This is a genomic window from Undibacterium sp. Ji22W (assembly GCF_049340305.1).
Classification (GTDB): domain Bacteria; phylum Pseudomonadota; class Gammaproteobacteria; order Burkholderiales; family Burkholderiaceae_D; genus Undibacterium.
Map to the genome: position 1 here is coordinate 1,083,647 of NZ_JBMPOU010000002.1, position 26,156 is coordinate 1,109,802.

Sequence of the window (26,156 nt, forward strand, 5' to 3'; positions counted from 1 at the left end):
TGCGGTGACATTATTGTTGAATTATTGTTGATAGACACGCACATAATCGATGTCAAATTTGCTGGGAAAAATGCTGTCATCCACAGTCCCGCCGAGGTCACCACCGATGGCTAAATTTAAAATCAGATATTGCGGCTGGTCGAACGGCCATTTTTTGTAATCACCATTTTTGGGATTCACGAACTGGAAGTAATACTTGTTATCGACGCCGATGGCGACTTGTTCTTGATTCCAAAAAAGTTGGTAGATATGGAAAGTATCGCAGGCATCATTGACGACGGTTTCTTTAGTGTTGCCGGTACCGCTTGGCCAGTTGTAGAACGCAGAATAAGCGCTGCCCAAGATTTTTCCCTTGTTTTTACCGACGTGTTCCATGATGTCAATCTCGCCGTCATCAGGCCACACGCCTTTGCTGCCTAAGGTCCAGATGGCTGGCCAGGTACCGAGCCCGCACGGTAGTTTCGCGCGAATTTCGAAATAGCCATAGGTCCAGCTGGCTTTGCCGCGTGTCAACAAACGTGCTGACGTATAGGCTTGGCCACCAAAATCTGGCGCGGAGCTGAGTTGCTCCTTGCGTGCCGTAATTGTGAGGAGGCCGTTTCCCACCTGCGCATTTTCTAGACGGTCTTTCGCGTAGTATTGCGCTTCGTTGTTGTACCAACCTGCTTTATTGCGCTCGGTGTCAAACATCCATTTCGATGCGTCAGGCAATCCGGCATGATCAAATTCATCGGACCAAACCAGTTTCCAGTTAGCAGGTATGCCAGCGCTAGGTAAAGCAGGAGCGCTGACCACGGGCGTCGAATTGCCGCTGCTGACTGGAGTGCTTGGCGATGCGGTTGCACTCGCTGCACCGCCACCGCAGGCGCTAACGGTACTCAGCACACTGACCGCAACAAATACGCGGCTATACTGCGAACACTTGTGCACAACAGCAATCAGCGTGGTTTGGGATGTGCTACGTAGGGCATCGAGAAAGTGCATGCAGATATCTCCGTGACTGGGTTGATTTTTAGACTTTTGTTGCATCCAAGTGGAAAAATGTGGAATCGTTTCCAATTTGTTGCGAAGTATGGCATTATTCATTTTTGAATGTCAACTGAAAACCCACTTCAGGCTGTTCGAAACACACAATTCTGATGCAGCGAAAGCGGTGCATTGCAGATGCGAGCTGAAGTGTTATTGCAGTATCGAATTGTTTGACAGTAAAAAATGAAGAATGCTATAGTGCATTGAATTTGGGAACGTTTCCAATGTGTGGGCGTTCAAGACGTCCGGCTCTTAGGCGCTTCAAAAAAACACAAGGCTGATGATATGCGGAGAAACATTCGCAATCGTAAGCTGGGCTATGAAAATGTATAGTGCAGACAAAGTATCTGCATTGATAGGAGACAAAATGTTATTACTACCGAGCACAAGACGCGCGCTAGGACTAGCACTAAGCTTGGCGACGTGGGCGGCTAGCCCCTTAAGTCATGCGGCAGGACCAGTGAAGGCCGCGCCGCAGGCTGCTAAACCGCTGCCCGCCGAAAAAGCCGAAGTGATTCATTGGTGGACTTCGAATAGTGAATCTGCCGCGGCCAAGTTGATCGCCGACAATTATCGTAAAGCAGGTGGGATCTGGGTTGACACCGCGATCGCCGGAGCCGATCAGGCGCGTGCGGTCGCGATCAATCGCATCGTTGGCAGCAATCCGCCGACCGCAGCGCAATTTAACACCACCAAACAATTTCTCGATCTGGTCGAACAAGACATGTTGAATAATGTCGATGATGTCGCCAAGAGCGAAGGCTGGGAAAAAATTCTGCCCGAGCCTGTCCTCAATGTGATTCGTATCAAAGGACATTACTACGCAGTGCCAGTCAATATCCACATGCAAACTTGGTTTTGGTATTCCAAGGCAGCCTTCAAAAAAGCCGGCATCGCCAAAGAACCTACCAGCATGGATGAGATGTTTGCTGCAATGGATAAGCTCAAAGCAGTCGGCATCATTCCGCTCGCACATGGCGGCCAAGCTTGGCAAGAAACGATCGTGTTTCAAGCGATGCTGACGAATGTCGGTGGCAAAGATCTGTACCTGAGCGTGATCCGCGATCGCGACCAAAAAGCGATTAACTCCGAGGCTTTCAAAAAAGTGTTGATGGCGTTTAAGCGCATGCAAAGCTATATCGATCCGGGTTCACCGGGGCGCAATTGGAACGATGCCACGGCACTCCTGATCAGTGGCAAAGCCGGTGTGCAGATCATGGGTGACTGGGTCAAAGGTGAATTCGCTGCAGCAAAACAAGTGGCGGGTAAAGATTTTGGGTGTATCGCGGGATTGACGCCGAATACGCCATATCTGATTCAGGGCGATGCCTTCGTCTTTCCACGCACGAATAATCCGGGCACGGTGCAAGCGCAAAAGTTGCTCGCAAAAGTTCTGCTGGCACCAAACACGCAGCTAGATTTTAACAAACTGAAAGGATCGATTCCGATCCGCAGTGACGTTGATACTTCTAGCATGGATATTTGCGCACAAGCCGGTGTTGCGATTATGAAAGATAAATCACGTCAAGTCGGTATCAGCGAAATCTTTTTAACGCCGGATCAAAACGGTGCCTTACAAGACATCTTGACCGCGTTTTGGAATACGCGTGTGCCGGTAGAAAAAGTGCAAAAAAGTATCGCCAATGCTCTCAAGGACTAAAAGGATTTCGCGGGAATGAAACTTAAACGCCTGACTCGCCGCTTGTCACCCATCGCCGCTATTGTGCCAATGGCGTTGGTGACCTTGGTCGCCTATTTAGGCGCGACCTTGTGGTCAATTAAGGTCTCATTCTCTAATTCTCGCACGATGCCAACCGATACTTTTGTCGGCATTGCGCAATACGTAAAATTGTTCGAAAACGACCGCTGGATGCTGTCGATAGAAAATATCGCGATTTACACTGTTCTCTTCATTTTGATTAGTATGCTGCTGGGATTTTTACTTGCCGTCTTTATCGATCAGAAAGTCATGGCGGAAGGGGTGTTACGCACGGTATTTCTGTACCCGTATGCGATGTCGTTCGTGGCGACCGGTTTGATTTGGCAATGGATGCTCACGCCCGGCATAGGCATTGAATATGCAGTCCGACAAATGGGATTTCCCGACTTCACTTTTGATTGGATTATCGATCAAGATAAGGTGATCTACACGATTGTGATTGCCACGGTTTGGCAAACCGCTGGATTGGTGATGGCACTGTTACTCGCAGCTCTACGCGGTATTGATGAAGAGATCTGGAAAGCTGCGCGCTTGGACGGTATTCCTGTCTGGCGCGTCTATGTGTCTATTGTCATTCCTATGCTAGCACCAGCCATCGCGACGGTTTTTTTGTTGCTTTCAACGGCTTCGATCAAGCTTTTCGATTCTGTGGTCGCGATGACCCAAGGCGGTCCCGGGACGGCCAGTGAAGTCCCTGCCAAATTTATCATGGACCATTTATTTGGCCGCGCCAATATCGCGCTGGCCTCCGCCGGAGCGGTGATGCTATTAGTCCCGGTGATCGTGATCTTGGCGCCATACGTGTATGCCCGTAGCCGGAGGAAGCATTGATGTCAATTCCCCTGCGCCAAGAGGCATCGCAAAAGAACTCCGCGAAATCATCGCGCGGACGAAAATTTAAAACGCCGGCGCGACTGGGTATTTATGCTTTCTTGATGAGCGCCGCAATCTTCTTTTTGCTGCCGCTCTACATCATGTTGGTCACATCCGTGAAAAGCATGGATGAAATCCGGCTGGGTAATATTTTCGCCTTACCGATGCAATTCACCATAGAACCGTGGATTACGGCATGGAGCAGCGCCTGTACTGGTATCGCATGTGAAGGCATACGCGGCGGTTTTATGAATTCCGTGGCGATTGCTGTGCCGAGCACCATTATTCCGATTTTTCTTGGCGCATTGAATGGGTATGCCTTGTCTTTCTGGCGGCCTCGTGGCGCGAATATTTTGTTTGGGATGTTGATGGTCGGCGCGTTCATTCCGGTGCAGGTGATGATTTTCCCCTTGGTGCGGATACTGGCCAGTGTGGATTTGTACAGTTCGCTACCCGGTATTGTGTTGGTGCATACGGTGTTTAGTATGCCGGTGATGACCCTCTTATTTCGCAATTATTACAGCACGATTCCGCATGAATTATTTCAAGCTGCGCGGATAGATGGTGGTGGTTTTGTACGCATCTTTGTGCAGCTGGTATTGCCGATGTCGGCCCCGATTATCGTCGTCGCTGCGATTATGCAATTGACTGGCGTGTGGAACGATTACATTCTCGGCCTAGTGTTTGCTGGGCGCGAGCATCTGCCGATGACAGTGCAACTGAATAATGTCATTAATACGACCACCGGCACCCGTTTGTATAACGTGAATATGGCAGCGACCATCTTGACCTCGTTAGTGCCGCTGACTTTGTACTTCGTATCAGGACGCTGGTTTGTACGGGGTATTGCAGCAGGTGCAGTTAAAGGTTAGGAATTGAGGGATAAGTATTGAAAGAAATGGCCTGATCGCCAGATCAAACACAGTGAAGTCGTAGCAAAAATTGAGAGAATCAGAGGAAACAGCGTGGCGAATGTTAGTTTGCAAAACTTGGGCATCAATCTGGGCGGAAATCAGATCATTTCCGAACTCAACCTCGCGGTCGAAGCGGGTGAGTTCCTGGTGTTGCTCGGCCCTTCTGGTTGTGGCAAATCGACTTTGTTGCACGCCATTGCAGGCTTGATTGATGTTAGCGCAGGCACGGTCGAAATTGCCGGGCAAGATATGACCTGGGCTGATCCCAGCGAGCGGCAAATCGGGATGGTGTTTCAATCCTATGCGCTGTATCCCACCATGACGGTGGAAAAAAACATGTCGTTTGGCTTGCGTATCAATGGCACACCTAAAGATGAAATCGCGCGCCGTATTCAGAAGGTGGCCGAGATGTTGCATCTGACGCCTTTACTGAAACGCAAACCGGCTGCACTCTCGGGTGGACAGCGTCAACGTGTGGCTATCGGGCGGGCTTTGGTGCGCGAAGCTGAAGTATTTTTGTTTGACGAACCCCTCTCTAATTTGGATGCCAAACTCCGTACCAATTTACGGCGCGAGCTTAAACTTTTGCATCAACAATTGCAGTCCACCATGATTTATGTGACGCATGATCAAGTGGAAGCGATGACCTTAGCGACGCGCATCGTCGTCATGCAAGGCGGAAAAATTCAACAAATCGGTACGCCAGAATGTGTGTATGAACGTCCGGTTAATTTGTTTGTCGCTGGTTTTTTAGGTGCGCCAGCAATGAACTTCATCGGTGGTCAATTGGATGCGCAAAAACGCTTTATTTCGAATTCCTTGAATATGGATTTATCGGCTTATACCTTTTCTTTACCGCGGCCTGATTCCACAGGAACGAATACGGAAGGAAATTCGGAAGCAAGTTCGGAAGTAACGCTGGGCGTACGCCCAGAACAGATACAAATTCGCGAAGATGGTCAATTTGTTGGTTCGGTGGTCTTGGTTGAACCGATGGGTAATCATCAAGTGGTGTGGCTACAAGCCGGAGCGCAGACAATTTCTTGCATCGTGAATGAGCAACGCCCGTTTGCCATCGGTCAGACCGTGTTGTACAGCATTGATACCCGCAAGATTTCCTTGTTTGATCCGAAAACCGAACAACGACTATAAGCTAAGCCTATGAATATCGTTTCTGAAACAGACAAAGCCGTGCGAGAAATCGTCATCGTTGGTGGCGGCACTGCAGGCTGGATGACGGCCGCGGCGCTGTCACGCATGCTGCCGCAGGGAAAACGTGTGCGCTTAGTCGAATCGGATCAAATTTCGACGATCGGCGTCGGTGAAGCGACGATTCCTAGCATCCGCGCCTTTAATCAATTATTGAATTTAGACGAAGACGAATTCATACGTGCAACTCAAGCGACTTTTAAGCTGGGCATCGAGTTTGTGAATTGGGGAAAGCAGGGCGACTCTTATATTCACGGCTTTGGGCAGATTGGTCGCGACCAAGTGGTTGCTAAATTTTATCAATATTGGCTGAAGATGTATCAGGCCGGTAAAGCGCCCGATCTCGAAGCATTTTCTATCAATACCGTGGCACCGCGTCAGGCGAAGTTTATGCGTCCACCGAAAGACATGCCGAATTCGCCACTGTCAGATATTTCGTATGCGTTTCACTTTGATGCTGGTTTGTATGCACGCTATTTGCGTGGCATCGCTGAGCGTCAGGGCGTACTGCGCACCGAAGGGCGTATCGTCGAAGTGAAGACGAATCCGGCGAACGGTCACATCGCCAGCCTACAGATGGAAAACGGTGAACATATCGACGGCGATTTGTTCATTGATTGTTCAGGCTTGTCGGCACTATTGATAGAAAAAACGCTGCACACAGGCTTTGAAGATTGGAGTCATTGGCTCCCTGCGGATAGCGCGATTGCGGTGCCTTGTGCTTCGAGCGGGCCGCTGCTACCCTATACCCGCTCAACCGCGCATCAAGCTGGCTGGCAATGGCGGATTCCGCTGCAACACAGAACTGGCAATGGCCATGTGTTTTGCAGTAAATTTATGAGTGCCGATGAAGCGCAACATATACTGCTCAACAATTTGGATGGCGAAGCATTGGCTGAACCGCGCCTCATCCGTTTTGCCACGGGCAAGCGTAAGAGGGCATGGAACAAAAACTGTGTAGCGATAGGTCTCGCGGGTGGCTTTATGGAACCCTTGGAATCGACCAGCATCCACATGATACAAACCGCGATCATGCGTTTGCTGAGCCTGTTCCCGGATCGTGCTTTTAGTCAGGTCGACATCGATACTTATAACGCCCAAAATGATGAAGAGTATCTGCGTATCCGCGATTTTCTGATCATGCACTACAAGGTAAATGATCATCAGGACTCTGATTTCTGGCGCTATTGCCGTGAGATGGAGGTGCCGAAAGAAGTTCAACATCGGATTGATTTGTATCGCAGTCACGGACGCATTTTCCGTTTGGGCGAAGAGCTGTTTGCCGATGCTAGCTGGTTGCAAGTCATGCATGGTCAGGGTTTGCGGGCGCAGAGTTATCATCCGCTGGTCGATCAGCGCAGTGAGGAAGATATTCGTTATTTCCTCGATCAGGTACAAAAAACGATACAAAAATGCGTGGACGTAATGCCCACGCATGCAGAATTTATTGCAGCAACTTGCGCTGCGGAAAAAGGTCAAGTGGAAAGCATGATGAACAAGCCGCGCTATGGCACCTGAGCACGATGCTATGTGCTTAGAATGAAGCTGTGGCGTAGTTCGTATCAGATTGAGCGAAACGGCGAAAGAGCGCGTTACAATAGCCCTTTCTGGGAGTAAGTTTTTCAGCGCACATCCTTTCTATGAGGAAAGCGAGAGAATAAGAGATTATGGCAACCATTAAAGATGTAGCCCGTTTAGCGGGAGTGGGATTAGGAACAGCGTCACGCGTCGTCAGTGGCAAGGGCTCGGTATCGCCTGCGACTTTAGAAAAAGTAAAAAAAGCGATAGAGGAATTAGATTTCCGGCCTTCTCATGCGGCGCGTTCCTTGCTGTCTGGTTCTACCCGAATGATAGGTGTGTATATCCCGCTATTAAAGGGTACGTTCTATATGCCGATTTTGCAGTCGATCGATAATGAGTTACGCGCCGAGGGTTTGCACATGGTGGTTGCTTTTGGTGTCGGTGCGGGTGATCTGCGCGAACAAGCGATCGATGGCATCAATTTTTTGATCGAGCGTGGTTGTGATGGGTTGATCGTGATGAGCAATGCCTTGCAAGATGCCGATCTGGAAATTTTAGGCGCAAAGAAAAATACATTAGCAGTCTTAAATCATCGCTATGACTGCATCGCTGATCAATGTTTTACTGCCGATCATAACCTCGGTGGTCGAATGGCCGCACAAGCGCTGCTCAAAAACAAACATAAAAAAATTGCCGTGATCGCAGGACCCGCCAGCGCCCCAGATAACGTGGATCGTATTGGCGGTTTCATGCATGAATTAGAACAGAATGGGATTGATACTAGTAAGATGTGGGTAGCGGAAAGTAACTTCGCCCCCGATGGTGGCTGGGCGTCGGCACAAGAGCTGGTCGAATCGGGCTATGAATTTACTGCGGTGTTTTGTGCGAATGACGAAATGGCGATTGGTGCTTTATCGTACTTTCAGCACGCGGGAATTAATGTGCCCGGCGAAGTCTCCGTGGTCGGTTACGATGATACCGAAACCGCCGCATTCTCAGCGCCGCGCTTATCTTCCGTACATATCGCCTGGCGTGAAATGACGATGAATGGTTTGAGTTTTTTGCTGAATCGTTGCTACGATTTAGAGCGTCCGGTGGAGCGCAAATTCCCGGTCAGCATGACTTGGCGTAGTTCGGTTGAAAAGGCAGCACGCAGTTCATTCCGTAAGCGTTTGGTGGAGTAGTTTACATGAATAATTATTGGGTGAAACGTGTATGAAGAAATGCTTGTTGGCATTCATATTGTGTTTGAGTAGTAATGCCGATGCATGTTTTGGCAGGCAGATACCGAATCAAGATTTATCGAAGTATTCGCAAATATTTATTGGACAAATTTCTGGTAGTCATTTTCTTAAAGTGGAACCTAATCAATTTTCTGAAGATACGCAATCACAAAATTTGACCGTGGTGGTGACGAAGGTTTTTGTGGGAAATCCGAAGGCGTCGCTGAAAGTGAGAGTAGGCGATTGTCTAGCCGTACAGCCAAAGCCGTTGACGTCTGGGATCTTTTTCGTGAATAAAGACGGTGGTCAAATCGTTTCGATTTTTGAAAGTGAAGGCGAACGGTACGACGAGTGGTTAGCGAAAGTTAGTAAGCTAACGCAATAACGAATGCAATTAGCGAATACAACAAACAATCATTAGATTGATGCAAGCCCAGTAATTTTTGACCAATTTTAAAAAAAAGAAACATGCGATCTAGCGTGTTTTTTTTGAATGTCAAATGGAAACGATTCCATTTGCGAGAGTGAAAATTAGAAATTGTAGGGAGGGTGTAACCCGTGCCGCCAAGCCGCATACATCGCAGAAGTGCGGCTTACAGCTGCCCTACAAGATGGCAAAGAAATGCAGTATCACCAAGCGCTAAGTATCGAGAAAAATGCAGTCAATAGAGAGGACAAGATGATCAAGATAAAGAAAGCAATACGCTCGACCACTGCAGTATTGCTTTGGCCTGTCCGCATGCTGCTCGCGAGCCTCTTTAGTATCTGCATTTGCATCTGCGTTAGCGCCTGTGGCGGTAGTAGTGCCAGCAGCACAGCCAACACCAGCAACACAAATCCGCTAACAAATCCAGTCAGCAATGTCATCGTCCCCGTTCCACAAACCATTGTTCGCGAAAATCCTGTTATGTTGCATACCGAAGGCACACGCTGGGTGCGTGCCGATGGCACTCAAAAAATCCTCAAAGGCGTCAATCTCGGCAATTGGCTGATACAAGAATTTTGGATGATGGGGCAGGGCTCGAATGCCATTGATGACCAATGCAAGCTTGAAGCAGTGTTGGATCAACGCTTCGGCTACACCGAAAGAGAACGCCTGTATCGTATGTTTCGACAAAACTGGATGCGTGGTCGCGATTGGGATTTGATAGAAAAATTCGGACTCAATCTGGTGCGTTTGCCCTTCATCTGGAGTGTGATCGAAGACGAAAAACGTCCGGGGCAACTGCGCGCGGATGCTTGGGATTATTTGGATGATGCGATCAATCAAGCCGAGCAGCGTGGACTGCATGTGATACTTGATCTGCATGGGGCGGTTGGCAGTCAGGGCTGGGAACACCATTCGGGTTGTGCAGGAAAAAATCTATATTGGAGCACGCCGGAATTTCAACAACGCACGATCTGGTTGTGGCAACAAGTCGCAGCCCGCTACAAAGACAGAGCGGCGGTGGCGGGCTATAGCTTGCTAAATGAACCTTGGGGCGCTAGTCCTGAGGTGATGGCGAAAGAGGTGGCGCGACTATATCAAGCAGTTCGCGCACTTGACGCCAATCATGTGATTATCTTACCCGGGCATGCTAGCGGCATCGATGCCTATGGCAAACCAGCCGATCAGGGTATGCACAATGTCGCATTCGAAATTCATCCCTATCCCGGATTTTTTGGGTGGGGCGAACCGAATCTGCAAGTGCATAAAGACTGGTTGCGCTGCGGCGGTTTGGGCGTCACAGGTAGCACAGGGGTGTGTGAATGGAATACGCGACTAAGCAAACTCAATACGGCACTGTTCATCGGTGAATTTCAGCCATGGGCAGGCTTGGGTGCTGAATTGGGTGGGCAAATTACTCGCGTTACCTATGACACTTATGCCAGCTATGGATGGGCCGCGACTAGTTGGTCGTACAAACTCTTATCGAATAACGGCGGGCAGGGCAATGGCACTTGGGGTTTGGTCACCAATCAAAGTGGGCAAAAAATTCCCGCACTTAATTTTCAGACCGCCAGCCTCGCCGAGATCGAAGCCCTGTTTAACAGTTTTGGCAGCATACCTTACGAACCGCAACAAGCAGTGATGGCGTGGATGACAAGCTCTGTCGCACCCGATCCGTTTGCGCATCCTTAATGACAACTCTCTCTCGATTACTTTTCTATGTCTGATAAGCCCGTGAAATCACAAGATACTTTAGCACTGGTAACACGTTCCGATTTTCCTGAAGACTTCGTGTGGGGATGTTCAACCTCATCGTTTCAGATCGAAGGTGCGGCCGCAGTCGATGGACGCACACCGTCGATTTGGGATCAGTTTTGCCAACAGCCCGGCAAGATTCGCGACGGAAGTGACGCGACGGTGGCCTGCGATCACTACCATCGCTGGCCCGAAGATTTAGATCTGGCCAGTCAATTCGGGATGAATGCTTATCGCTTTTCAATCGCGTGGCCGCGTATCTTTCCCGACGCGAGCGGCACGCCCAATCAGCGCGGGCTGGATTTTTACTCGCGCTTAGTCGACGGTATGCTCGAACGTGGATTGCAGCCTTGGGCGACCTTGTATCACTGGGATTTACCGCAGTATCTGCAGGACGTTGGTGGCTGGGAAAACCGCGCTACCGTCGATGCTTTTCTGGCGTATACCGAGGTGGTGACGCGTCATCTGGGTGATCGCGTCAAAAATTGGATCACGCATAATGAACCTTGGTGCACGGCCATGCACGGTAATTGGGATGGCATGCACGCACCAGGCAAACAAGACTTCAAAGCCGCTTTGCAGGTCAGCCATCATGTGATGCTGTCGCATGGTTTGGCAGTGCCGCTGATACGCGCGAATGTGCCTGCCGCCAAGGTCGGGATCGCACTGAGCCTGCATCCTTTGCGTGCCGCTAGTGATAGCGAGGCAGATCTGCTCGCGATGCAAAGACATGACGGTTTGCGCAATCGCTGGTTTCTCGATCCCTTGTTTGGACGCGGCTATCCAGCTGATGTGTTGGCGCATTGCGCAGAGTATTTGCCGCAGATAAGCTCAGCCGATGTCGACGTGATCGCCGCGCCGCTAGACTTCTTGGGGGTGAATTACTACTTTCCCGAAACTATCGCATCCGCGCCGGATAATCCGCCCCTGCATACTGCGCTGAAAGAAATCGCAGGTCGCGAACGCACCGGTTTTGGCTGGGAAGTCGCTCCTGATGGTATGCGCGAACTCCTACAAAGAATCGCCCAAGATTATCCGGCGATTCCCATCTATCTGACCGAGAACGGCTCCAGCTATGACGATCAGGTCGAGGCTGATGGACAGATACAAGATACCGCCCGCCGCGATTACTTCATTCGCCATCTGCATGCATTACACCAAGCACAGCAACAAGGTGTGGATGTACGTGGCTATTTTGCCTGGAGTCTGATGGATAATTTTGAATGGGCCGAAGGTTACTTGCGGCGCTTTGGCATGGTCTACATCGACTTTGCTACGCAGCAAAGAACGGTGAAGCAAAGCGGTCATTGGTTCCGAAACTTTTTACATCAAAATGCAGTCTCACCACTTGATATGACATAGTCGCGATTTGCGGCTACCCGTTTTGTGCACTACTTGTCCCGGGGGGGAGAAGTAAGCAAGAGTGGAGGCGAATGGCAATCAGCATGGTCTGATTCGTCGTTCGCCTCGCATTCTAAACGCTAGTTTTACCCACTAGTATGGTTTGTCCACATGCTATTTCTCCCAGCTTTCCGTCCCTAAGTTGTATCTCTTTCACATCCGCAAAACATTTTTTAAAAATAATTGGTAACGTTTCCAAAATTCATTTAGAATAAAACGGAAACGTTACCAATTGGTGCCTAAGCAGTTCAAAAGACTGCTCAAATTACTAGAAACGTGTAGGGCGGGTGAAACCCGCGCCGCCAGAACACAGTGCATGGGAGACCGACCTATGAACCGCGCGGCTTGTACCCGCTCTACAAGATCGCATAAAGAATCGAGCCTTAAAACTAAGGCCTTAGAAAAACCATCAGAGAGACAAAAAAGTGAAACTTACGACAAAAAAATTGACCAGCTTGCAGCTCGCTTTAGCCGTACTGTGTAGTGTGGGTTTTCATAACGTTGCGAACTCCGCTCCTTCCGCAACTTCAGCGACCATTAAAGACTGGCCGCACATCAAGAGCTCAATCGCCAAAGATCCAGCAATGGAAGCGAAGATTGCCAAAATGGTCAGCCACATGACGCTGGCGCAAAAAGTCGGGCAAATGACGCAGCCCGAAATCAAATTCATTACACCAGATGATGTGCGTAAATATTATCTGGGCTCGGTGCTCAATGGTGGCGGCAGCTGGCCAAAGATGAATAAATACTCCACCGCTGCGGACTGGGTCAATCTGGCTGATCAATATTACGCCGCCTCAATGAGTACCGATATGGCCGACAAAGTGCCCGTAATTTGGGGCATTGATGCGATTCACGGCAATAGCAATGTGGTCGGCGCCACCTTATTCCCGCATAACATCGGCTTGGGTGCGGCACGCAATCCTAAGCTAGTCGGACAGATGGCTGAGCAAGTCGGCAAAGCAGTGCGCGCCACCGGCATCGCCTGGGTCTTCGCGCCGACACTCGCCGTCGGACGGGATGCTCGCTGGGGACGTTCCTATGAGAGCTTTTCTGAAGATGGTCGCTTGGTCAAAGAATACGGCGCGGTCTACGTCAAAGCCCTACAAGGCAAATTTAAAGATGACAAGAACGTCGTCGCCACTGCCAAACATTTCATCGGCGATGGCGGTACCGATAAAGGTGTAGATCGCGGCGTCAACAAAGCGACTTTGAGCGAGATGTTGAACCAGCATGCGCAAGGCTACTATGGCGCATTTGCCGCTGGTGCGCAGACCGTCATGGCATCGTATAACAGCTGGCATGACCTCGCGGGTAATGTGAACTACGGCAAAATGCACGGCAGCAAGGCATTATTGACGGACGCTCTGAAAGACAAAATGGGCTTTGATGGTTTTGTCGTGTCGGACTGGGATGGTATCGCCGAGGTGCCCGGGTGTAGTAACGACAGCTGTCCGCAAGCGATCAATGCGGGTATCGACATGGTGATGGTGCCCGATAATTGGAAATCCTTTATCGCAAATACCATCGCGCAAGTGGAACGCGGCGAAATCCCTATGGCGCGTATCGATGATGCAGTGAGTCGTATTCTGCGCGTCAAATTACGCGCTGGCTTGTTTGGCAAAAAACCATCTGACAATCAATACGCAGGCAAACAAGAAGCGCTGCAAGCACGCGACATCGCTCGTCAGGCAGTGCGTGAATCCTTGGTGCTGTTAAAGAATAATGACAGTGTTTTACCATTGGCGCGCGGTAAAAAAATTCTGGTCGTCGGCAAGAGTGCCGATAGCATGATCAATCAATCCGGCGGCTGGTCTATCACTTGGCAAGGTACAGAAAATAAAGAAGGCGACTACACCCCTGGCGACACGCTGCTAACCGGCATTAAAGAAGCCGCAGGCGCGGTCAACGTGCATTACAGCGCTAACGGTGATGATGTCGATGTCGCTCAATTCGACGTGGTTGTCGCCGTATTGGGTGAAACGCCGTATGCCGAAGGTTTTGGTGATGTGGCCGCTAGTCGTGGCTTGAGCCATAGTCAGCAGTTTCAAGAAGATTTAGCGGTACTGAAAAAAGTCTCAGGCAAAGGAAAACCGGTAGTCACTTTATTGTTGAGTGGTCGCGCCGTGTATGCCAATGATTTGCTGAACTTGTCCGACAGTTTTGTCGCTGCTTGGCTACCGGGCACGGAAGGCAAAGGCGTTGCCGATGTCTTGTTCAAAAATGCCCAAGGCAAAGTGGCGCATCCTATCAAAGGCCGTTTGTCATTTTCTTGGCCAGCGAAAGCATGCTTATCCTCAACATTAACCCAAGCAGCAGCAAGAGGCGGCAGCGAGGTTTTGTTCAAGTATGGTTATGGTTTGCATTACGGTAAAGTACCCCGCATGGCAGCCTTGCCAGAAGATACCAGCACCGCGTGTAATGTAGCGTCCAACATGATCATTTCGAATCCGCAAGACCAGACTAGTTACCCACTTTCCGTGACCACAGGCAAACGCAAAGTCACGCTAGGTAATGAAATGGCTTTGAGTAAACCTGACGATACCGTCGCAGTAAAAACAGTCCAAGTCGGTGCGGTCAGCGGTAAGCAAATCAGCTGGACTGGTAAAGGACGTTTCGAAGCGGCTGCGGCATTCGCCACGCCGATCCCAGCTAATCTGGTACCAGACGGCGCATTGCAATTCTTGGCTCAAGTACAAACCGCACCCGCTGGCAGAGTTGGCATGACGATGGAATGTGGTGACACCTGTACCGCCAGCCTCGACCTTAGTTCTACCTTCAAAAATATGGCAGGTGCAGGTCCTAAGGCTGTGAAAATCCCTTTGTCCTGTTTCAGTGCTTTAGGCGTCGATATGCGCAAAGTCAAAACACCATTTAACGTCAGTACCGACGCAAGTTTTGTAGCGGCTTTCGCCGACATCAAAATCGTAGCTGGCGCGGCGAAAGATGCAGATGCTTTGTCCTGCCAGAGCTTGAAGTAATTGATTTTAGATTCCCTCTCCCGCAAGCGGGAGAGGGTTAGGGTGAGGGTGGTTCAGCAAGGATGCAAACGTCAAGCAACAAGAAAAATAGGTAGGGCGGGTGCAACCCGCGCCGCCAAAACTTATTGCACGCGAGATCGACCTAAGAACCGCGCGGGTTGCACCCGCCCTACATTATGTACGACAAGATTTTCAGCAAAAAAAACAACAAACTAAAACAATCAGGAGACACAACATGGCAAGTCAAATGGGTAGTAATGCCATCCCCCACCGGATCGATGGTGAAGTGAGTAGTGCGGTTAAAAACAATAACTCCGCCTTGGTGATCGTCACCTTATTGTTCTTCATGTGGGGTTTGCTAACCTCCTTGAACGACGTCCTCATTCCGCATTTGAAGTCCATCTACACGCTGACATACGTGCAAGCGATGTTAGTGCAATTTTGTTTTTTCGGGGCCTATTTTATTGTGTCTTGGCCAGCAGGAATGTTGATTAAGCGGATCGGTTATCAAAGAGGTGCCGTAGCGGGTTTGGTGATTGCCGCTATCGGTTGCGCTTTGTTCTATCCCGCCGCCACGCGCGGCTATGGTCTGTTTCTGCTGGCATTTTTTGTTCTGGCTTCTGGCATCACGATTTTGCAAGTGGCAGCAAATCCTTATGTCACGGTCTTAGGCGATGCTAAAACCGCGTCTAGTCGTTTGACTTTAACGCAAGCATTTAATTCTCTCGGCACGACCATCGCACCTGCTTTAGGTGGATTCTTAATTCTCTCCGGTGTGGTGCTGACCGCAGCGCAGTTTGATGCCTTGCCCGCTGCCGAACAATTGGCACACCGAGCGAAAGAAGCTGCGGCAGTCCAAGGTCCTTATCTGGCTTTGGCGGCAGCGCTTTTAGTTCTGGCGATCTTGTTTGCGCTGGCACGCTTACCAAAAATTTCCCATGAAGAAGAGTTCGTGATCAGCGCCTCTGCGTCAAGTCAGCATGCCTCAGTTTTTTCGCATAAGCATTTGGTCTTAGGCGCGATTGGCATCTTTCTCTATGTTGGTGGCGAAGTCAGTATTGGTAGCTTCTTGATTAACTTCCTAGGCGAAAGTCAGGTTGCTAACTTGAGCGCTGCAGACGCGGCACCTTATGTGAGCTACTACTGGGGTGGTGCGATGGTGGGACGCTTCCTCGGTTTTGTGGTGATGCGTAAAGTTAGCCCGGGTAAAGCTTTGGCATTTAATGCCGCCTGCTCGATAGCCTTGATTTTGGCTGCCATCTTTGCCAGGGGCAGTGTGGCGATGTGGGCGATTATTGCCGTGGGCTTATGTAATTCCATCATGTTTCCGACAATCTTTAGTATGGCGTTAAAAGACCTCGGCAAGTTCACAGGACAAGGCTCTGGCGTCTTGTGTATGGCAATTGTGGGTGGCGCGATAGTGCCCTTCGTACAGGGATTTTTAGCGGATCAAATCGGCTTGCAATGGTCATTCTTTGTACCTGCAGCTTGCTACGTCTTCATCTGCTATTTCGGCGTGAAATATGCGGGTATGTACGATAAACCTGCATTCTGAAAATCAATCAAGGACAGCGTCATGCCGGAACAAACAAGCTTAGCTCAACAATTTCCCGCTGGTTTTGTGTGGGGTGTTGCCACCAGTGCTTACCAAATTGAAGGTGCTGCCAATGAAGGTGGCAGAGCACCTTCGATCTGGGATACCTTTAGCCATACTCCCGGCAAGATACTCGATCACAGCAGCGGCGACGTAGCCTGTGACCACTACCATCGTTATGCCGAAGATGTCGAACATATCTCTAATCTCGGCCTCGATGCGTATCGTTTTTCGGTATCGTGGTCACGTGTGCAACCCGATGGCAGCGGTGTCTGGAACGAAGAAGGCATGGCTTTCTACGCGCGCCTGATCAGCGCCTTAGCGAAAAAAAATATCAGCGCGCACATGACTTTGTACCACTGGGATTTGCCGCAAGCCTTGCAAGAGCAGGGTGGTTGGCTCAATCGTGACACCGCCGACCATTTCGCCCGCTACGCACAAGAAATGGCGGCACGCTTTGGTGATCAGCTAGCCAGTATCGCGACCCACAATGAGCCCTGGTGTACCGCCAATCTCGGCTACGGCAACGGCCAATTTGCACCCGGCGTGAAGGACGAAGTCGCCGCCTTGCAGGTCTCGCATCACCTCCTGTTATCGCATGGCCTCGCGATACAAGCGATGCGCAGGCAAAACAAAAAAGCCAAGCTAGGCATCGTTCTCAATCAATGGACCGCCGATCCGGCCACGGAAAGTGAATCGGATTGTGCCGCCGCCGCGTGGGAATACGCTCGCTCAGTACAATGGTTTATGGACCCGATTTTTCGCGGACATTACCCAGCACTTGCACTTGCCAAAATCGATCAATCTCGATTTGTAGTGGCCCCTGGCGATCTGGAGGCAATACATCAACCCCTAGATTTCTTGGGTGTGAATTACTATTTCCGTGCCTACGTCAGCACCGAAACCCCACCGCGCCTGCCGGAAGCCAAACTAGGCTTAAGCGACATGGGTTGGGAAATTTATCCAGAAGGCCTAAGCCGCCTCTTGATCGGCATACACGAAGAATACAAAGACCTGGGACTACCACCGATCTACATCACAGAAAACGGCATGGCCGTTGCAGACCAACTAGACGGCGAACAAATCCACGACAGCCCACGCATCGATTATATGCAACGCCACTTCCACGAAGTCGCCAAAGCCATCGCTGCAGGCGTCAACATTAAGGGATTCTTTTATTGGAGCCTGCTCGATAATTTCGAATGGAATTCAGGCTATCTGCGCCGTTTTGGTTTGATCTATGTCGACTATGTGAGTCAGCGTCGAATTTGGAAGGACAGTGCGATTTGGTTTAAAGGTTTTGTGCAGAAGTTTCGGGGCCTGGTGGCTTAGGGTTCATGCGCGCATGCCTATCCAGATCACGGTTTCTGTAGACGCCTCAACGACTGGCGAAAGCAATCGCGACCAAAATTCGCCACCCTGTAAATGCGATGCCGAATGATCGTGATGCAGACGTTCGTCTTCCATGATCAATGAGATAGCCACAACCGCAGCATCGTCTTTGTCTCGCAGTTGTTCTAACTGATGCTCAAGGTGGCGTAGCACAACACGTTCGACCGCAACAGTCGTGGCTGCGATTGCTTTACGCCCGAATAGTCCAGTGCTCAGGCCGAGCACGAATCCACCTAATGCACAGAGCCAATAGCTGCGGCAACGTGGCTGACCGCGGCGCTGCAACTCCGACCAGAAAATTGCGCGATGCCTTTTTTCGTGTGATTGAAATTCTCTAAGTTCGGCTACCATACCGCGCGCCGTGAGTCGGGCTGCAATAATCTGCCCAGCGTAGATACAAATTGCCCCCTGCTCGCCGGCATGGTTGACTTTTAGGATGCGAGATCCAAGGGATGAATTTTCACGCATAGCAGGATGATTGATTAAGACTTCTACGTTGAAATGCTGGGGTAAATTTGCCAGTTAGTTGTCGCAGTTTCTTAGAGCTTGGCAAGGGTTTGCATCAATCGAATCGATGCTGCGATTTATCGAAAACATCCTCTGTTTGTATCAACGTAGTCTCAATGCACCATGCTTCCTTGATATCCCCAGAATCGACAGGCTCATGCGTTTCACGCAAAGACAAGGCCAACCTCAACACCCCTGCCGAGACAACCTAGCCACCTCAAGCAAATGCTTCCCAGCTTTCGCTGCTGATGACAACAGCAAAACCGTATCTGAATTGTTGTATCGCGATTTTTCAATGACGAGGTCGATTTTGCCATCGCGGTCGATGTCGCCAGCCCACGAGACGCTAATCGTTTCGGCGAAATCGCTGTCGTTATTTTCCATGGTATCGCCTAACCATTGCTTAATGCTTTTGCCGTTGCTATTACCAACTAGATAGACTTTGCATGCGTGAAATTCTTCGCCTTTGCCTTTTTCTTTGCATTGGTGCTCAACCGTGTACACCGTTTTATCCAGCGTGATGGTTTGACCTTTGTCGGTGGCGATAATGCTGGCTTGTTTTACGATGCCGGTTTTTAGACCTTCTCTTCTGATCAGCAAAAAAGGTTCTGGACCTTTCATCTCGACCTGTTTTCCTGAATACGAAGCTTTGTCTTTTTCATCGTCCATGATGCCGTCAAACACCGTTTTGATTTTGGGTGCTGCAGTCTTCAGTTCCGCATGTTCTCCATCGACCATCAAGGCGAACCAATTTCTGCCAGCGACATTGGGCACTTCGCCACCATGGAAGGTGCCGACCTGCATGATCTCGGTTGGAATCGTATCTACCGCTGAGGCCATGGGTATTACCAAGCCGAGGAGTAAGGATGATAAAACGCAATGTGCTAAACGCATGATGTCTCCAACAAGTTTTGTGTAACCATTAAAAATGGCGAAGCACGTCAATAAAGCTTATTTGCCAGTACCAAAACGCGCAGCCTCAATCGCCGCGATGTCAATTTTACGCATTCCCATCATCGCCTCGAAAGCGCGTTTGGCCGCGGCGGGATCTGGATCAGTAATCGCTTCAGTTAAAGCGACTGGCGTAATCTGCCAAGACAAGCCCCATTTATCCTTGCACCAACCACATGCGCTTTCACTGCCGCCATGCTGAATGATCGCATTCCAGTAGCGGTCAGTTTCTTCTTGATCGTAGGTCGCCACTTGAAACGAGAACGCTTCGCTATGCTTAAAAGCCGGACCGCCATTCAATCCGAGACAAGGAATACCCAGGACCGTAAAGGTCACCGTCAAAACATCTCCTTGCTTACCCGAAGGATAATCCCCCGGCGCGCGATACACCGCTTCAACCGAAGAATCCGGAAAAGTCCGCGCATAAAAATTCGCCGCTTCTTCCGCATCGCCGTTATACCAAAGACAAATCGTGTTTTTTGCGTGTTTCATGATGGGGTTTCTCCGCGTTGATGATGGTAAACCAGCGATGCGCGACCGAATTAGAGAGAGAAATGCTACGCGCTAGGGGAATCATTTTATCAAGTTTAGTTGTCGGACCCAAAAACAATTTGTATTAGTTTTAAGCAATGTAGCTAACATAAATTAATACTAGCGAGCGGGTCCACTCTGCGCGACCCCGCAATGCATGCTGCGCTTCAGCGCATTTTCTCGTGCCACCAACTTAGCGAATGATGTGGGATCGTTGACAGTTTTCTAAGCAATTAGACGAAGTCTGGACAGAAGATTGTTAAACCTTGTATCGCCATGCAAAATGTGCCCTCAAATCGGGGTGAAAAGATAGACTTAACTATACAATGTATCAATTTGAATGATCCTTTGCGATGGTGCAATTTTGCTAGCACCTTAGAGGATTTCAAGACGGGTAAAAATGGTCTGCAGCGCTCTTGATCGCTTAAAAATCTCCCCCCATCATTAGTCAATTTATACAATTTAATCAGTTCTGGAGTCCCTTTGTTGAAACGGGTTTTGTTCGCATGTTTTTCTTTACTGCTGATGTCGTCGCAGTATGGCTTTGCTGCGCCAAAACAAGTGCTGAAGGTGGTCACGAGTGACATCAATTTCCCCTATAACTTTGTCAAAGACCAGCGCGTACAAGGCTTGAGTGTCGACGTCGCACAAGAGCTTGCTGCACGTCTTGGTATGCGCTTAGAAATTGAGGTGCTGCCGTGGACACGAGCTTTGCATACGGCACAAACGCAAGCATCGGTGATGCTCTTTACCGTGGCAAAGACAGCAGCGCGCGAGAAAAATTATTATTGGATAGGTCCAGTTACGCGTAGTGAAGAATGGCTTTATAAATTAAAGCGACGCACCGAAATTAAGATAGGCACGCTGGACGATGCGCGTGATTATTTGGTCGGGGATGAAGCCAACAACGCAAGTATTCCCATGTTCACGCGCCTTGGTATTAAAGTTGATACGGCACCGTCTATGCAATCGAATTGCCGGAAATTGAAAATGGGGCGAGTCGATCTCATCCCGTTCGATCCGGATGGCGTCGAAGAATTTGCCAAAAGCTGCGAACTCGGCATGAACGACATCGAAAAAACCGTACAAGTCCCGCGTGACTCAGCGCTCTATTTTGCTTTTGGTAAAAGCACACCGCCAGATTTGATCAGTCGCGTCAACGCTGCGTTTGCCAGCATGGTGAAAGATAAGTCACTGCAAAAGATCAGTAAGATGTGGAAAGAAGATGCGCAAAAAAAGTAGCAATATAGACTGCGCCGGCTATGGGTCTATTTCAGCGTAAAAGGTTCTGACGAAGCTTGTTCAGCTTGAAGTGTTGACGCTTCAACACAGAACCGCGCTTCTAGGTCCACAACAACATAAACCAAAGCACGATCACCGCTAAGAAGTTAATGGTGAACACTAGTCCGCGTAAACGGATGTTACTGGTGCAAATCTGAATCAGGCTATGTACAACGCGTCCGACTACAAAAATCCATGCTAATGCGCTTACATTTGGGTTACTTGTTCCGCTCACGATAAACAACAAACAGGCGACATGAAAGAACAGCGGCCATTCAAACTGGTTCGACAAATTCGCGCTAATACGCGGCTCAAACGCCGTCCACGGATTCGAACCGTCCGCTCGTTTTCCTACACCCCAAACTTTAGGTGCCCGCGCGACTGTTAGCAAAACATAAAGTAGTGCAGAGAGTAGAACATGAGCTGTCATTGGTAGGATAAGTGGATGGTGCATCGCTTTTTCGATTGAGGGTTGAGGGACTTTGTCGCCTAGCAAGCAAAATACGGTGCTCGTGCATAGGCGGTGAAACTTGAAGCCAGTATCTTCACGGTGGCTAACTTGATCACTTAATTAGTTGCATTCCTGTGATCTTCATTGGCTCTGAATCTTGAAATTTTCGTCAATGTAAAGCGGCGGATTCGCCGCGGGATCGGTATCCCAGAAGCGTGCGCAGTCGAACCCTTGCAAGCGAAACAGCATCGAACTGTCGAATCGCATTTTGGCCTCTTTGAGCTTAGCCGCGCGGCGCGTGCGCTCAATAATTTTCTCGCTTCCATCGGCTGCAGTGTGCCGATCAATGTAGTTCTTGCCCAACTGACGAGCAAGAAGGATTTCTTTCGTCAGATAGTTGACGCTGACTTTGTAGCTAGAGTTCGCATCGTAGTCGACGGAATGATCTTCTCTACCGATAAGCTCAAAATCACGTAATTTAGTGTTGTATCTAAATTTGAACGTAAAACTGCCCGAGTGCGTAGCATCCGCTGATCCAACACCCTCCACCTCGAACGATTTGCCAGCCGGTGACGCAGATAGGTTGTAGAACTTATCGACTTTGCAGAACTCGCCCGAAACAGATAAAGGAGTGAAGCGGCCGTCCGAGCCGCCCGCCATTACCAACAGCCTTTCTTCGCGCGCACCCTCTGTTGTGTACGACACGACAACCGCTGCGAAGTCATTGACGCCATCACCGTTGAAGTCACCTTCGATGCTATTCCAAATGACGAACTGCTTTCCTGGAAAGACAGCATCAATAGCGTCCTGAATCTTAGCAGCCCGTGCTACGCTTGGCTCCTGCGCGTGAGCTGTGCTAACTGCAAAGATCAAGTAGGCGAATAAGTGATGGAATCGCATGATACCTAGCGCTGAGTTCAGCGGCAGTTTTTAAGTTGTGGTTTTATGGAAATATTTGCGCAGCAAACCATAAAACTGCGACCTAAAAACTGTCCAAGGAGCGCAGCGACTGAGGCTGCAACGACTTGTTAGAAATTAGTTTTTGATATTCGCTTTGCCATTTCATGCCCTTGCTTTTCTAAACCTTCTGCGATGCCAATTCTATTTTCTTGCGACTGATTTTGGCTAAGTTTAAATTTACCGAAAATTTCATTCACTAATATTTCAAAACCTACAATAGCAGGAAGTAGTTTTTCTATATATTCCAATGGGGCATCTGAAACCTGCCAAGGCATTTCCAGTTTTTTTTCTTGATGCGCAGTTAGATTATTAAGTAAATTTATTTTCCAAGTAGGCTCATGAATAAATTCTATACTTCCCTTAACATGAACAGCTGAATAGTTCCATGTAGGAACAACTTTACCATTCAATTTTTTAGATGGAAACCAACTTGGTGTGATGTAAGCATTACCACCTTGAAAGATAAGTAGAGCTTCTTGATTTTCAGATAAGTTTTTCCAAAGAGGGTTGGATGCAGCAATGTGACCTTGCAAGCAAACTCTATTTATATTCTCGGTGTTTAAGTAGACCGGAATGTGATCTGCATTAAGACCACTATCAATGTTTGTAACCAATATAGCAAATGGATTACACCTAATAAATTCATGCAATACATTAATATTAGATTCTTCGAAGTGCTTTGGTATGTACATACTTCCCTTTCCAACGTAAAAATTCAGCCGCGCCAAAGGCGTCGGCTGGAATGTATGGTTGGACGAATTCCTATCGATATTGCATCCAGTATAGCGCCGCCGAGCAACAGAAGAAAAATAGAATCCATGGGACGGCTCGCGCCAACGGCGAAATCTGTCTAGTACGATCAGGCGCGGCAAAAAAATAAACACAGAAACCAATAAGTCCTTCAAGCACGACTAGGGTGAAAATAGCTCTTTCAAAATGGAACACTTGATTTGCGTCGTAGGCCACACCCAGTGAAATAATTATGGATAGCACGGACACGACAAGAACAATATGTTTGCATACGCGTGACACTGTAATGGGCTGTCCGCACCCTTTGCAAACTGCGATACCGCCAAGCGAGGTCATGACCAAGGATGATCTTGACACCTTGTTCGCTTTACACGCGGGGCATGATATTGAGTTCATTAACAGGTCCAACGTTTGAATTCAGCGGACCAGCCAGCGCAGCTGGCGCAGGTCCGCTGCAATGAATGGTTAGGTTTCGCAGCGATAGCTCATGAAAGAACTCAAGCGCTGCGCAAGAGTGCCGTCACCCTCCCACTCAATATTTGAAATACGCCAACGCCCCTTCTCTTGGACGAGCACCACAGTGTCATGCCACTTGATATAGCCATCGCTCAAATGTGCAACAACTCTCGCTGATCTCTCAACGAGCGTAGTTTTCGCCCCAAAGTATTGCGCAACTCCGTCCGGGGCCAGAAAGAACGGATTTTGGTCGATCATGTGGGGTTTTATGTCTGGTGGCGCAATCTTTGCGCAGAATCGCTCGTACTTGTACTGAGCCTTCAGTGAGGCGAGCAACTGCGAAGTAGTGAGGTCGGCCACTCGTTCGTAGTATGGTCTACCGCGATATTTTGGGGAATGATGAATAAAGCGATCGTAAAAAGCCGCGACGACTGCCTCGGGTGTCTCAGCGGTCGCAGTCACGCTTAAACCAAATAACAGTGCAGCGAGTAGCACTCGAATGCTCAGCATAGAAACCTAACTAGATTTAGGCGACACAATGTCGCCTAATAATTTAACGTGACGCATAACACTTTTCATGTAATCCCCTGCAAACCCGCGTGAGCAGGCGCTTTCCTTTTATTTCTGCCATTTTCAGCAGCAATTAAATAAAGATGAAAAGCGTCATCAATAAAGATGGTCATTCTATCAAGTCGTTTGATCGGGTCAAGCAATTGTTTTTTTGGTGCGCTAAGCATTGTTCCTGACGAGGCGGTTGTGAAAAATAGTGGTCTTCGCTATTTCCTTCCGTCGCCTTCAATTTATCACCCGCACGTGCTTTGACATTTTACGTATGCGGTTTGGGCTGAGATCGGGGATAATAGCGGATTACCTATTTCGCACTACGAAAGCCCGCTATGTCTACCCAATTTGCTCCGCTTAAAAACGATACTTTTTTACGCGCTTTGATGCGTCAAGAGACTGAATACACACCATTGTGGTTGATGCGTCAGGCGGGGCGTTATTTGCCGGAATATCGGGCGACGCGTAAGAGGGCTGGCTCGTTTATGAGTTTGGCGAAAAATCCTGATTTTGCGACCGAAGTGACGATACAGCCTTTGGATCGCTTTAAGCTCGATGCGGCGATTTTGTTTTCGGATATCTTGACCGTGCCAGATGCGATGGGCTTGGGTTTGTATTTTGAAGAAGGCGAAGGCCCTAAGTTTGAACGTCCATTGAAGGATGAAAAGTCCATCATGGACTTGAAAGTGCCAGTAGAAGGTAGCTTGCAATATGTGTTTGATGCGGTCACGCAGATCCGCCGCACCTTGGATGGTCGTGTGCCTTTGATCGGTTTTTCCGGTAGTCCGTGGACTTTGGCTTGTTATATGGTCGAAGGTCAGGGCTCGCGTGAGTTTCATGGCATTAAGACCCTGATGTACAAACGCCCCGATTTGATGGATCGCATTTTGCGTTTGAATGCAGAAGCGGTAGCGACGTATTTGAATGCGCAAATCGATGCTGGTGCGCAGGCTGTGATGATTTTTGATAGCTGGGGTGGGGCACTGGCGGATGGTGCATATCAGCGATTCTCATTGAAGTATATGCAAGACGTGGTCAGCAAATTGCAAAAAGAAAAAGATGGCAAACGTATTCCTTGCATCGTATTCACCAAAGGCGGCGGCTTGTGGTTAGAGCAAATCGCGGATATCGGTGCCGATGCGCTCGGTCTGGATTGGACTGTGAATCTAGGTCAGGCGCGTGCCCGTGTAGGTGACAAAGTGGCATTGCAAGGTAATCTGGATCCAGCAGTCTTGTTTGCCGAACCAGATCAGATCCGCAAAGAAGTGACTGCGGCTTTACATTCTTATGGCAAACCTGGTGCTGGTCACGGCCATGTATTCAATCTGGGACATGGGATTTCCCAATTTACTTCGCCGGATGCGGTGACTGTCTTGGTGGAAACCGTGCATGAAGTTAGCCGTCAGCAACGTCAGGCTTAAATACAATCAAGCGAATTGTGCTTGTGATGTCTTTGTATTGTGGACTAGCTTGGGTCGCTTGCTGGCATGCAAGTGACTCAGCAATGTTGCCGCAATTGCCGTAAAGTCTAGTTCTAAATACCCAGACCGTATGCCCTGCATTGACGATTCGTCATGTTGCTATGCAAAACATAACAGGGCTGCGGCTTAGCGGGCAAAAGTGGGGATAAAACCATATTGGTAGCGGTGGACAACTCGTGATTTGT

At 49.2% G+C, this 26,156-nt stretch carries 23 protein-coding genes; 14 read left to right on the forward strand and 9 right to left on the reverse strand.

Annotated features, from left to right (window positions below):
• Positions 1–21: 21 nt before the first annotated feature.
• Positions 22–984, reverse strand: coding sequence for a glycoside hydrolase family 16 protein (locus ACO0KW_RS11400; RefSeq protein WP_423053193.1), 963 nt, complete (start codon positions 982–984; stop codon positions 22–24).
• 412 nt (positions 985–1,396) lie between these two features.
• Between ACO0KW_RS11400 and ACO0KW_RS11405 the strand changes: the two genes are divergently transcribed.
• The 12 genes from ACO0KW_RS11405 (at position 1,397) to ACO0KW_RS11460 (ending at position 17,982) form a co-directional block, all read left to right on the forward strand.
• Positions 1,397–2,689 carry an ABC transporter substrate-binding protein gene (locus ACO0KW_RS11405; protein WP_423053194.1) on the forward strand — a complete coding sequence of 431 codons (1,293 nt, stop codon included), beginning with the start codon at positions 1,397–1,399 and terminating at the stop codon, positions 2,687–2,689.
• A gap of 15 nt (positions 2,690–2,704) precedes the next feature.
• On the forward strand, positions 2,705–3,580 hold the full coding sequence (locus tag ACO0KW_RS11410) for a carbohydrate ABC transporter permease (protein ID WP_423053195.1): 876 nt from the start codon (positions 2,705–2,707) through the stop codon (positions 3,578–3,580).
• Positions 3,580–4,494 carry a carbohydrate ABC transporter permease gene (locus ACO0KW_RS11415; RefSeq protein WP_423053196.1) on the forward strand — a complete coding sequence of 305 codons (915 nt, stop codon included), beginning with the start codon at positions 3,580–3,582 and terminating at the stop codon, positions 4,492–4,494. The genes ACO0KW_RS11410 and ACO0KW_RS11415 overlap by 1 nt, the downstream gene beginning before the upstream one ends.
• Positions 4,495–4,587: 93 nt before the next feature.
• On the forward strand, positions 4,588–5,688 hold the full coding sequence (locus ACO0KW_RS11420) for an ABC transporter ATP-binding protein (RefSeq protein ID WP_423053197.1): 1,101 nt from the start codon (positions 4,588–4,590) through the stop codon (positions 5,686–5,688).
• Positions 5,689–5,697: 9 nt separating this feature from the next.
• Positions 5,698–7,263, forward strand: a complete 1,566-nt coding sequence (locus ACO0KW_RS11425) for a tryptophan halogenase family protein (RefSeq protein ID WP_423053198.1) — start codon at positions 5,698–5,700, stop codon at positions 7,261–7,263.
• Between the two features lie 149 nt (positions 7,264–7,412).
• The gene (locus tag ACO0KW_RS11430; protein WP_423053199.1) at positions 7,413–8,450 is read left to right on the forward strand and encodes a LacI family DNA-binding transcriptional regulator; all 1,038 of its coding nucleotides are present in this window, start codon (positions 7,413–7,415) and stop codon (positions 8,448–8,450) included.
• Positions 8,451–8,481: 31 nt separating this feature from the next.
• Positions 8,482–8,874, forward strand: a complete 393-nt coding sequence (locus ACO0KW_RS11435) for a hypothetical protein (RefSeq protein ID WP_423053200.1) — start codon at positions 8,482–8,484, stop codon at positions 8,872–8,874.
• Between the two features lie 237 nt (positions 8,875–9,111).
• Positions 9,112–10,611, forward strand: coding sequence for a glycoside hydrolase family 5 protein (locus ACO0KW_RS11440; protein ID WP_423053201.1), 1,500 nt, complete (start codon positions 9,112–9,114; stop codon positions 10,609–10,611).
• A 27-nt stretch (positions 10,612–10,638) separates the two neighbouring features.
• Positions 10,639–12,036 carry a GH1 family beta-glucosidase gene (locus ACO0KW_RS11445; protein WP_423053202.1) on the forward strand — a complete coding sequence of 466 codons (1,398 nt, stop codon included), beginning with the start codon at positions 10,639–10,641 and terminating at the stop codon, positions 12,034–12,036.
• Between the two features lie 464 nt (positions 12,037–12,500).
• On the forward strand, positions 12,501–15,056 hold the full coding sequence (locus ACO0KW_RS11450; RefSeq protein WP_423053203.1) for a glycoside hydrolase family 3 N-terminal domain-containing protein: 2,556 nt from the start codon (positions 12,501–12,503) through the stop codon (positions 15,054–15,056).
• Between the two features lie 247 nt (positions 15,057–15,303).
• Complete coding sequence (locus ACO0KW_RS11455) at positions 15,304–16,611, forward strand: sugar MFS transporter (protein ID WP_423053468.1); 1,308 nt, start codon at positions 15,304–15,306, stop codon at positions 16,609–16,611.
• A 21-nt stretch (positions 16,612–16,632) separates the two neighbouring features.
• Positions 16,633–17,982, forward strand: a complete 1,350-nt coding sequence (locus ACO0KW_RS11460; protein ID WP_423053204.1) for a GH1 family beta-glucosidase — start codon at positions 16,633–16,635, stop codon at positions 17,980–17,982.
• Positions 17,983–17,985: 3 nt separating this feature from the next.
• Here ACO0KW_RS11460 and ACO0KW_RS11465 read toward each other — a convergent pair whose 3' ends face one another.
• From ACO0KW_RS11465 to ACO0KW_RS11475, 3 genes are all read right to left on the reverse strand, one after another.
• Entirely contained in the window at positions 17,986–18,510 is a 525-nt protein-coding gene (locus ACO0KW_RS11465; protein WP_423053205.1) for a demethoxyubiquinone hydroxylase family protein, read from the reverse strand.
• A gap of 225 nt (positions 18,511–18,735) precedes the next feature.
• Positions 18,736–19,443 (reverse strand): hypothetical protein, encoded by a 708-nt coding sequence (locus tag ACO0KW_RS11470; protein ID WP_423053206.1) that lies wholly within the window; start codon positions 19,441–19,443, stop codon positions 18,736–18,738.
• A gap of 57 nt (positions 19,444–19,500) precedes the next feature.
• Positions 19,501–19,992, reverse strand: a complete 492-nt coding sequence (locus ACO0KW_RS11475) for a VOC family protein (RefSeq protein WP_423053207.1) — start codon at positions 19,990–19,992, stop codon at positions 19,501–19,503.
• Between the two features lie 522 nt (positions 19,993–20,514).
• Between ACO0KW_RS11475 and ACO0KW_RS11480 the strand changes: the two genes are divergently transcribed.
• Positions 20,515–21,273, forward strand: a complete 759-nt coding sequence (locus ACO0KW_RS11480; protein ID WP_423053208.1) for a substrate-binding periplasmic protein — start codon at positions 20,515–20,517, stop codon at positions 21,271–21,273.
• Positions 21,274–21,373: 100 nt separating this feature from the next.
• Here the strand turns inward: ACO0KW_RS11480 and ACO0KW_RS11485 are convergent, their stop codons facing one another.
• The 5 genes from ACO0KW_RS11485 to ACO0KW_RS11505 all read right to left on the reverse strand — a co-directional run bounded on the left by ACO0KW_RS11485 (position 21,374) and on the right by ACO0KW_RS11505 (position 24,666).
• Entirely contained in the window at positions 21,374–21,766 is a 393-nt protein-coding gene (locus ACO0KW_RS11485; protein WP_423053209.1) for an MAPEG family protein, read from the reverse strand.
• A 138-nt stretch (positions 21,767–21,904) separates the two neighbouring features.
• Positions 21,905–22,663, reverse strand: a complete 759-nt coding sequence (locus ACO0KW_RS11490; protein WP_423053210.1) for a hypothetical protein — start codon at positions 22,661–22,663, stop codon at positions 21,905–21,907.
• Positions 22,664–22,791: 128 nt separating this feature from the next.
• Positions 22,792–23,415 (reverse strand): FMN-binding negative transcriptional regulator, encoded by a 624-nt coding sequence (locus tag ACO0KW_RS11495; protein ID WP_423053211.1) that lies wholly within the window; start codon positions 23,413–23,415, stop codon positions 22,792–22,794.
• A gap of 523 nt (positions 23,416–23,938) precedes the next feature.
• Positions 23,939–24,439: a DUF3828 domain-containing protein gene (locus ACO0KW_RS11500; protein WP_423053212.1), complete on the reverse strand. Its 501-nt coding sequence runs from the start codon at positions 24,437–24,439 to the stop codon at positions 23,939–23,941.
• A gap of 65 nt (positions 24,440–24,504) precedes the next feature.
• Positions 24,505–24,666 (reverse strand): hypothetical protein, encoded by a 162-nt coding sequence (locus tag ACO0KW_RS11505; RefSeq protein WP_423053213.1) that lies wholly within the window; start codon positions 24,664–24,666, stop codon positions 24,505–24,507.
• A 159-nt stretch (positions 24,667–24,825) separates the two neighbouring features.
• Here ACO0KW_RS11505 and hemE point away from each other — a divergent pair, with 159 nt between their 5' ends.
• Positions 24,826–25,911, forward strand: a complete 1,086-nt coding sequence (hemE, locus tag ACO0KW_RS11510; RefSeq protein WP_423053214.1) for a uroporphyrinogen decarboxylase — start codon at positions 24,826–24,828, stop codon at positions 25,909–25,911.
• Positions 25,912–26,156: the final 245 nt, after the last annotated feature.

Coding starts and splice junctions, on each gene's coding strand:
- ACO0KW_RS11470 (WP_423053206.1), bottom strand. CDS start 19,443: ATGCGTTTAGCACATTGCGTTTTATCATCCTTACTCCTCGGCTTGGTA.
- ACO0KW_RS11430 (WP_423053199.1), top strand. CDS start 7,413: ATGGCAACCATTAAAGATGTAGCCCGTTTAGCGGGAGTGGGATTAGGA.
- ACO0KW_RS11475 (WP_423053207.1), bottom strand. CDS start 19,992: ATGAAACACGCAAAAAACACGATTTGTCTTTGGTATAACGGCGATGCG.
- ACO0KW_RS11455 (WP_423053468.1), top strand. CDS start 15,304: ATGGGTAGTAATGCCATCCCCCACCGGATCGATGGTGAAGTGAGTAGT.
- ACO0KW_RS11400 (WP_423053193.1), bottom strand. CDS start 984: ATGCACTTTCTCGATGCCCTACGTAGCACATCCCAAACCACGCTGATT.
- ACO0KW_RS11465 (WP_423053205.1), bottom strand. CDS start 18,510: ATGCGTGAAAATTCATCCCTTGGATCTCGCATCCTAAAAGTCAACCAT.
- ACO0KW_RS11495 (WP_423053211.1), bottom strand. CDS start 23,415: ATGTACATACCAAAGCACTTCGAAGAATCTAATATTAATGTATTGCAT.
- ACO0KW_RS11405 (WP_423053194.1), top strand. CDS start 1,397: ATGTTATTACTACCGAGCACAAGACGCGCGCTAGGACTAGCACTAAGC.
- ACO0KW_RS11505 (WP_423053213.1), bottom strand. CDS start 24,666: ATGCTTAGCGCACCAAAAAAACAATTGCTTGACCCGATCAAACGACTT.
- ACO0KW_RS11415 (WP_423053196.1), top strand. CDS start 3,580: ATGTCAATTCCCCTGCGCCAAGAGGCATCGCAAAAGAACTCCGCGAAA.
- ACO0KW_RS11440 (WP_423053201.1), top strand. CDS start 9,112: ATGCAGTATCACCAAGCGCTAAGTATCGAGAAAAATGCAGTCAATAGA.
- ACO0KW_RS11500 (WP_423053212.1), bottom strand. CDS start 24,439: ATGCTGAGCATTCGAGTGCTACTCGCTGCACTGTTATTTGGTTTAAGC.
- hemE (WP_423053214.1), top strand. CDS start 24,826: ATGTCTACCCAATTTGCTCCGCTTAAAAACGATACTTTTTTACGCGCT.
- ACO0KW_RS11435 (WP_423053200.1), top strand. CDS start 8,482: ATGAAGAAATGCTTGTTGGCATTCATATTGTGTTTGAGTAGTAATGCC.
- ACO0KW_RS11460 (WP_423053204.1), top strand. CDS start 16,633: ATGCCGGAACAAACAAGCTTAGCTCAACAATTTCCCGCTGGTTTTGTG.
- ACO0KW_RS11425 (WP_423053198.1), top strand. CDS start 5,698: ATGAATATCGTTTCTGAAACAGACAAAGCCGTGCGAGAAATCGTCATC.
- ACO0KW_RS11410 (WP_423053195.1), top strand. CDS start 2,705: ATGAAACTTAAACGCCTGACTCGCCGCTTGTCACCCATCGCCGCTATT.
- ACO0KW_RS11445 (WP_423053202.1), top strand. CDS start 10,639: ATGTCTGATAAGCCCGTGAAATCACAAGATACTTTAGCACTGGTAACA.
- ACO0KW_RS11490 (WP_423053210.1), bottom strand. CDS start 22,663: ATGCGATTCCATCACTTATTCGCCTACTTGATCTTTGCAGTTAGCACA.
- ACO0KW_RS11485 (WP_423053209.1), bottom strand. CDS start 21,766: ATGCACCATCCACTTATCCTACCAATGACAGCTCATGTTCTACTCTCT.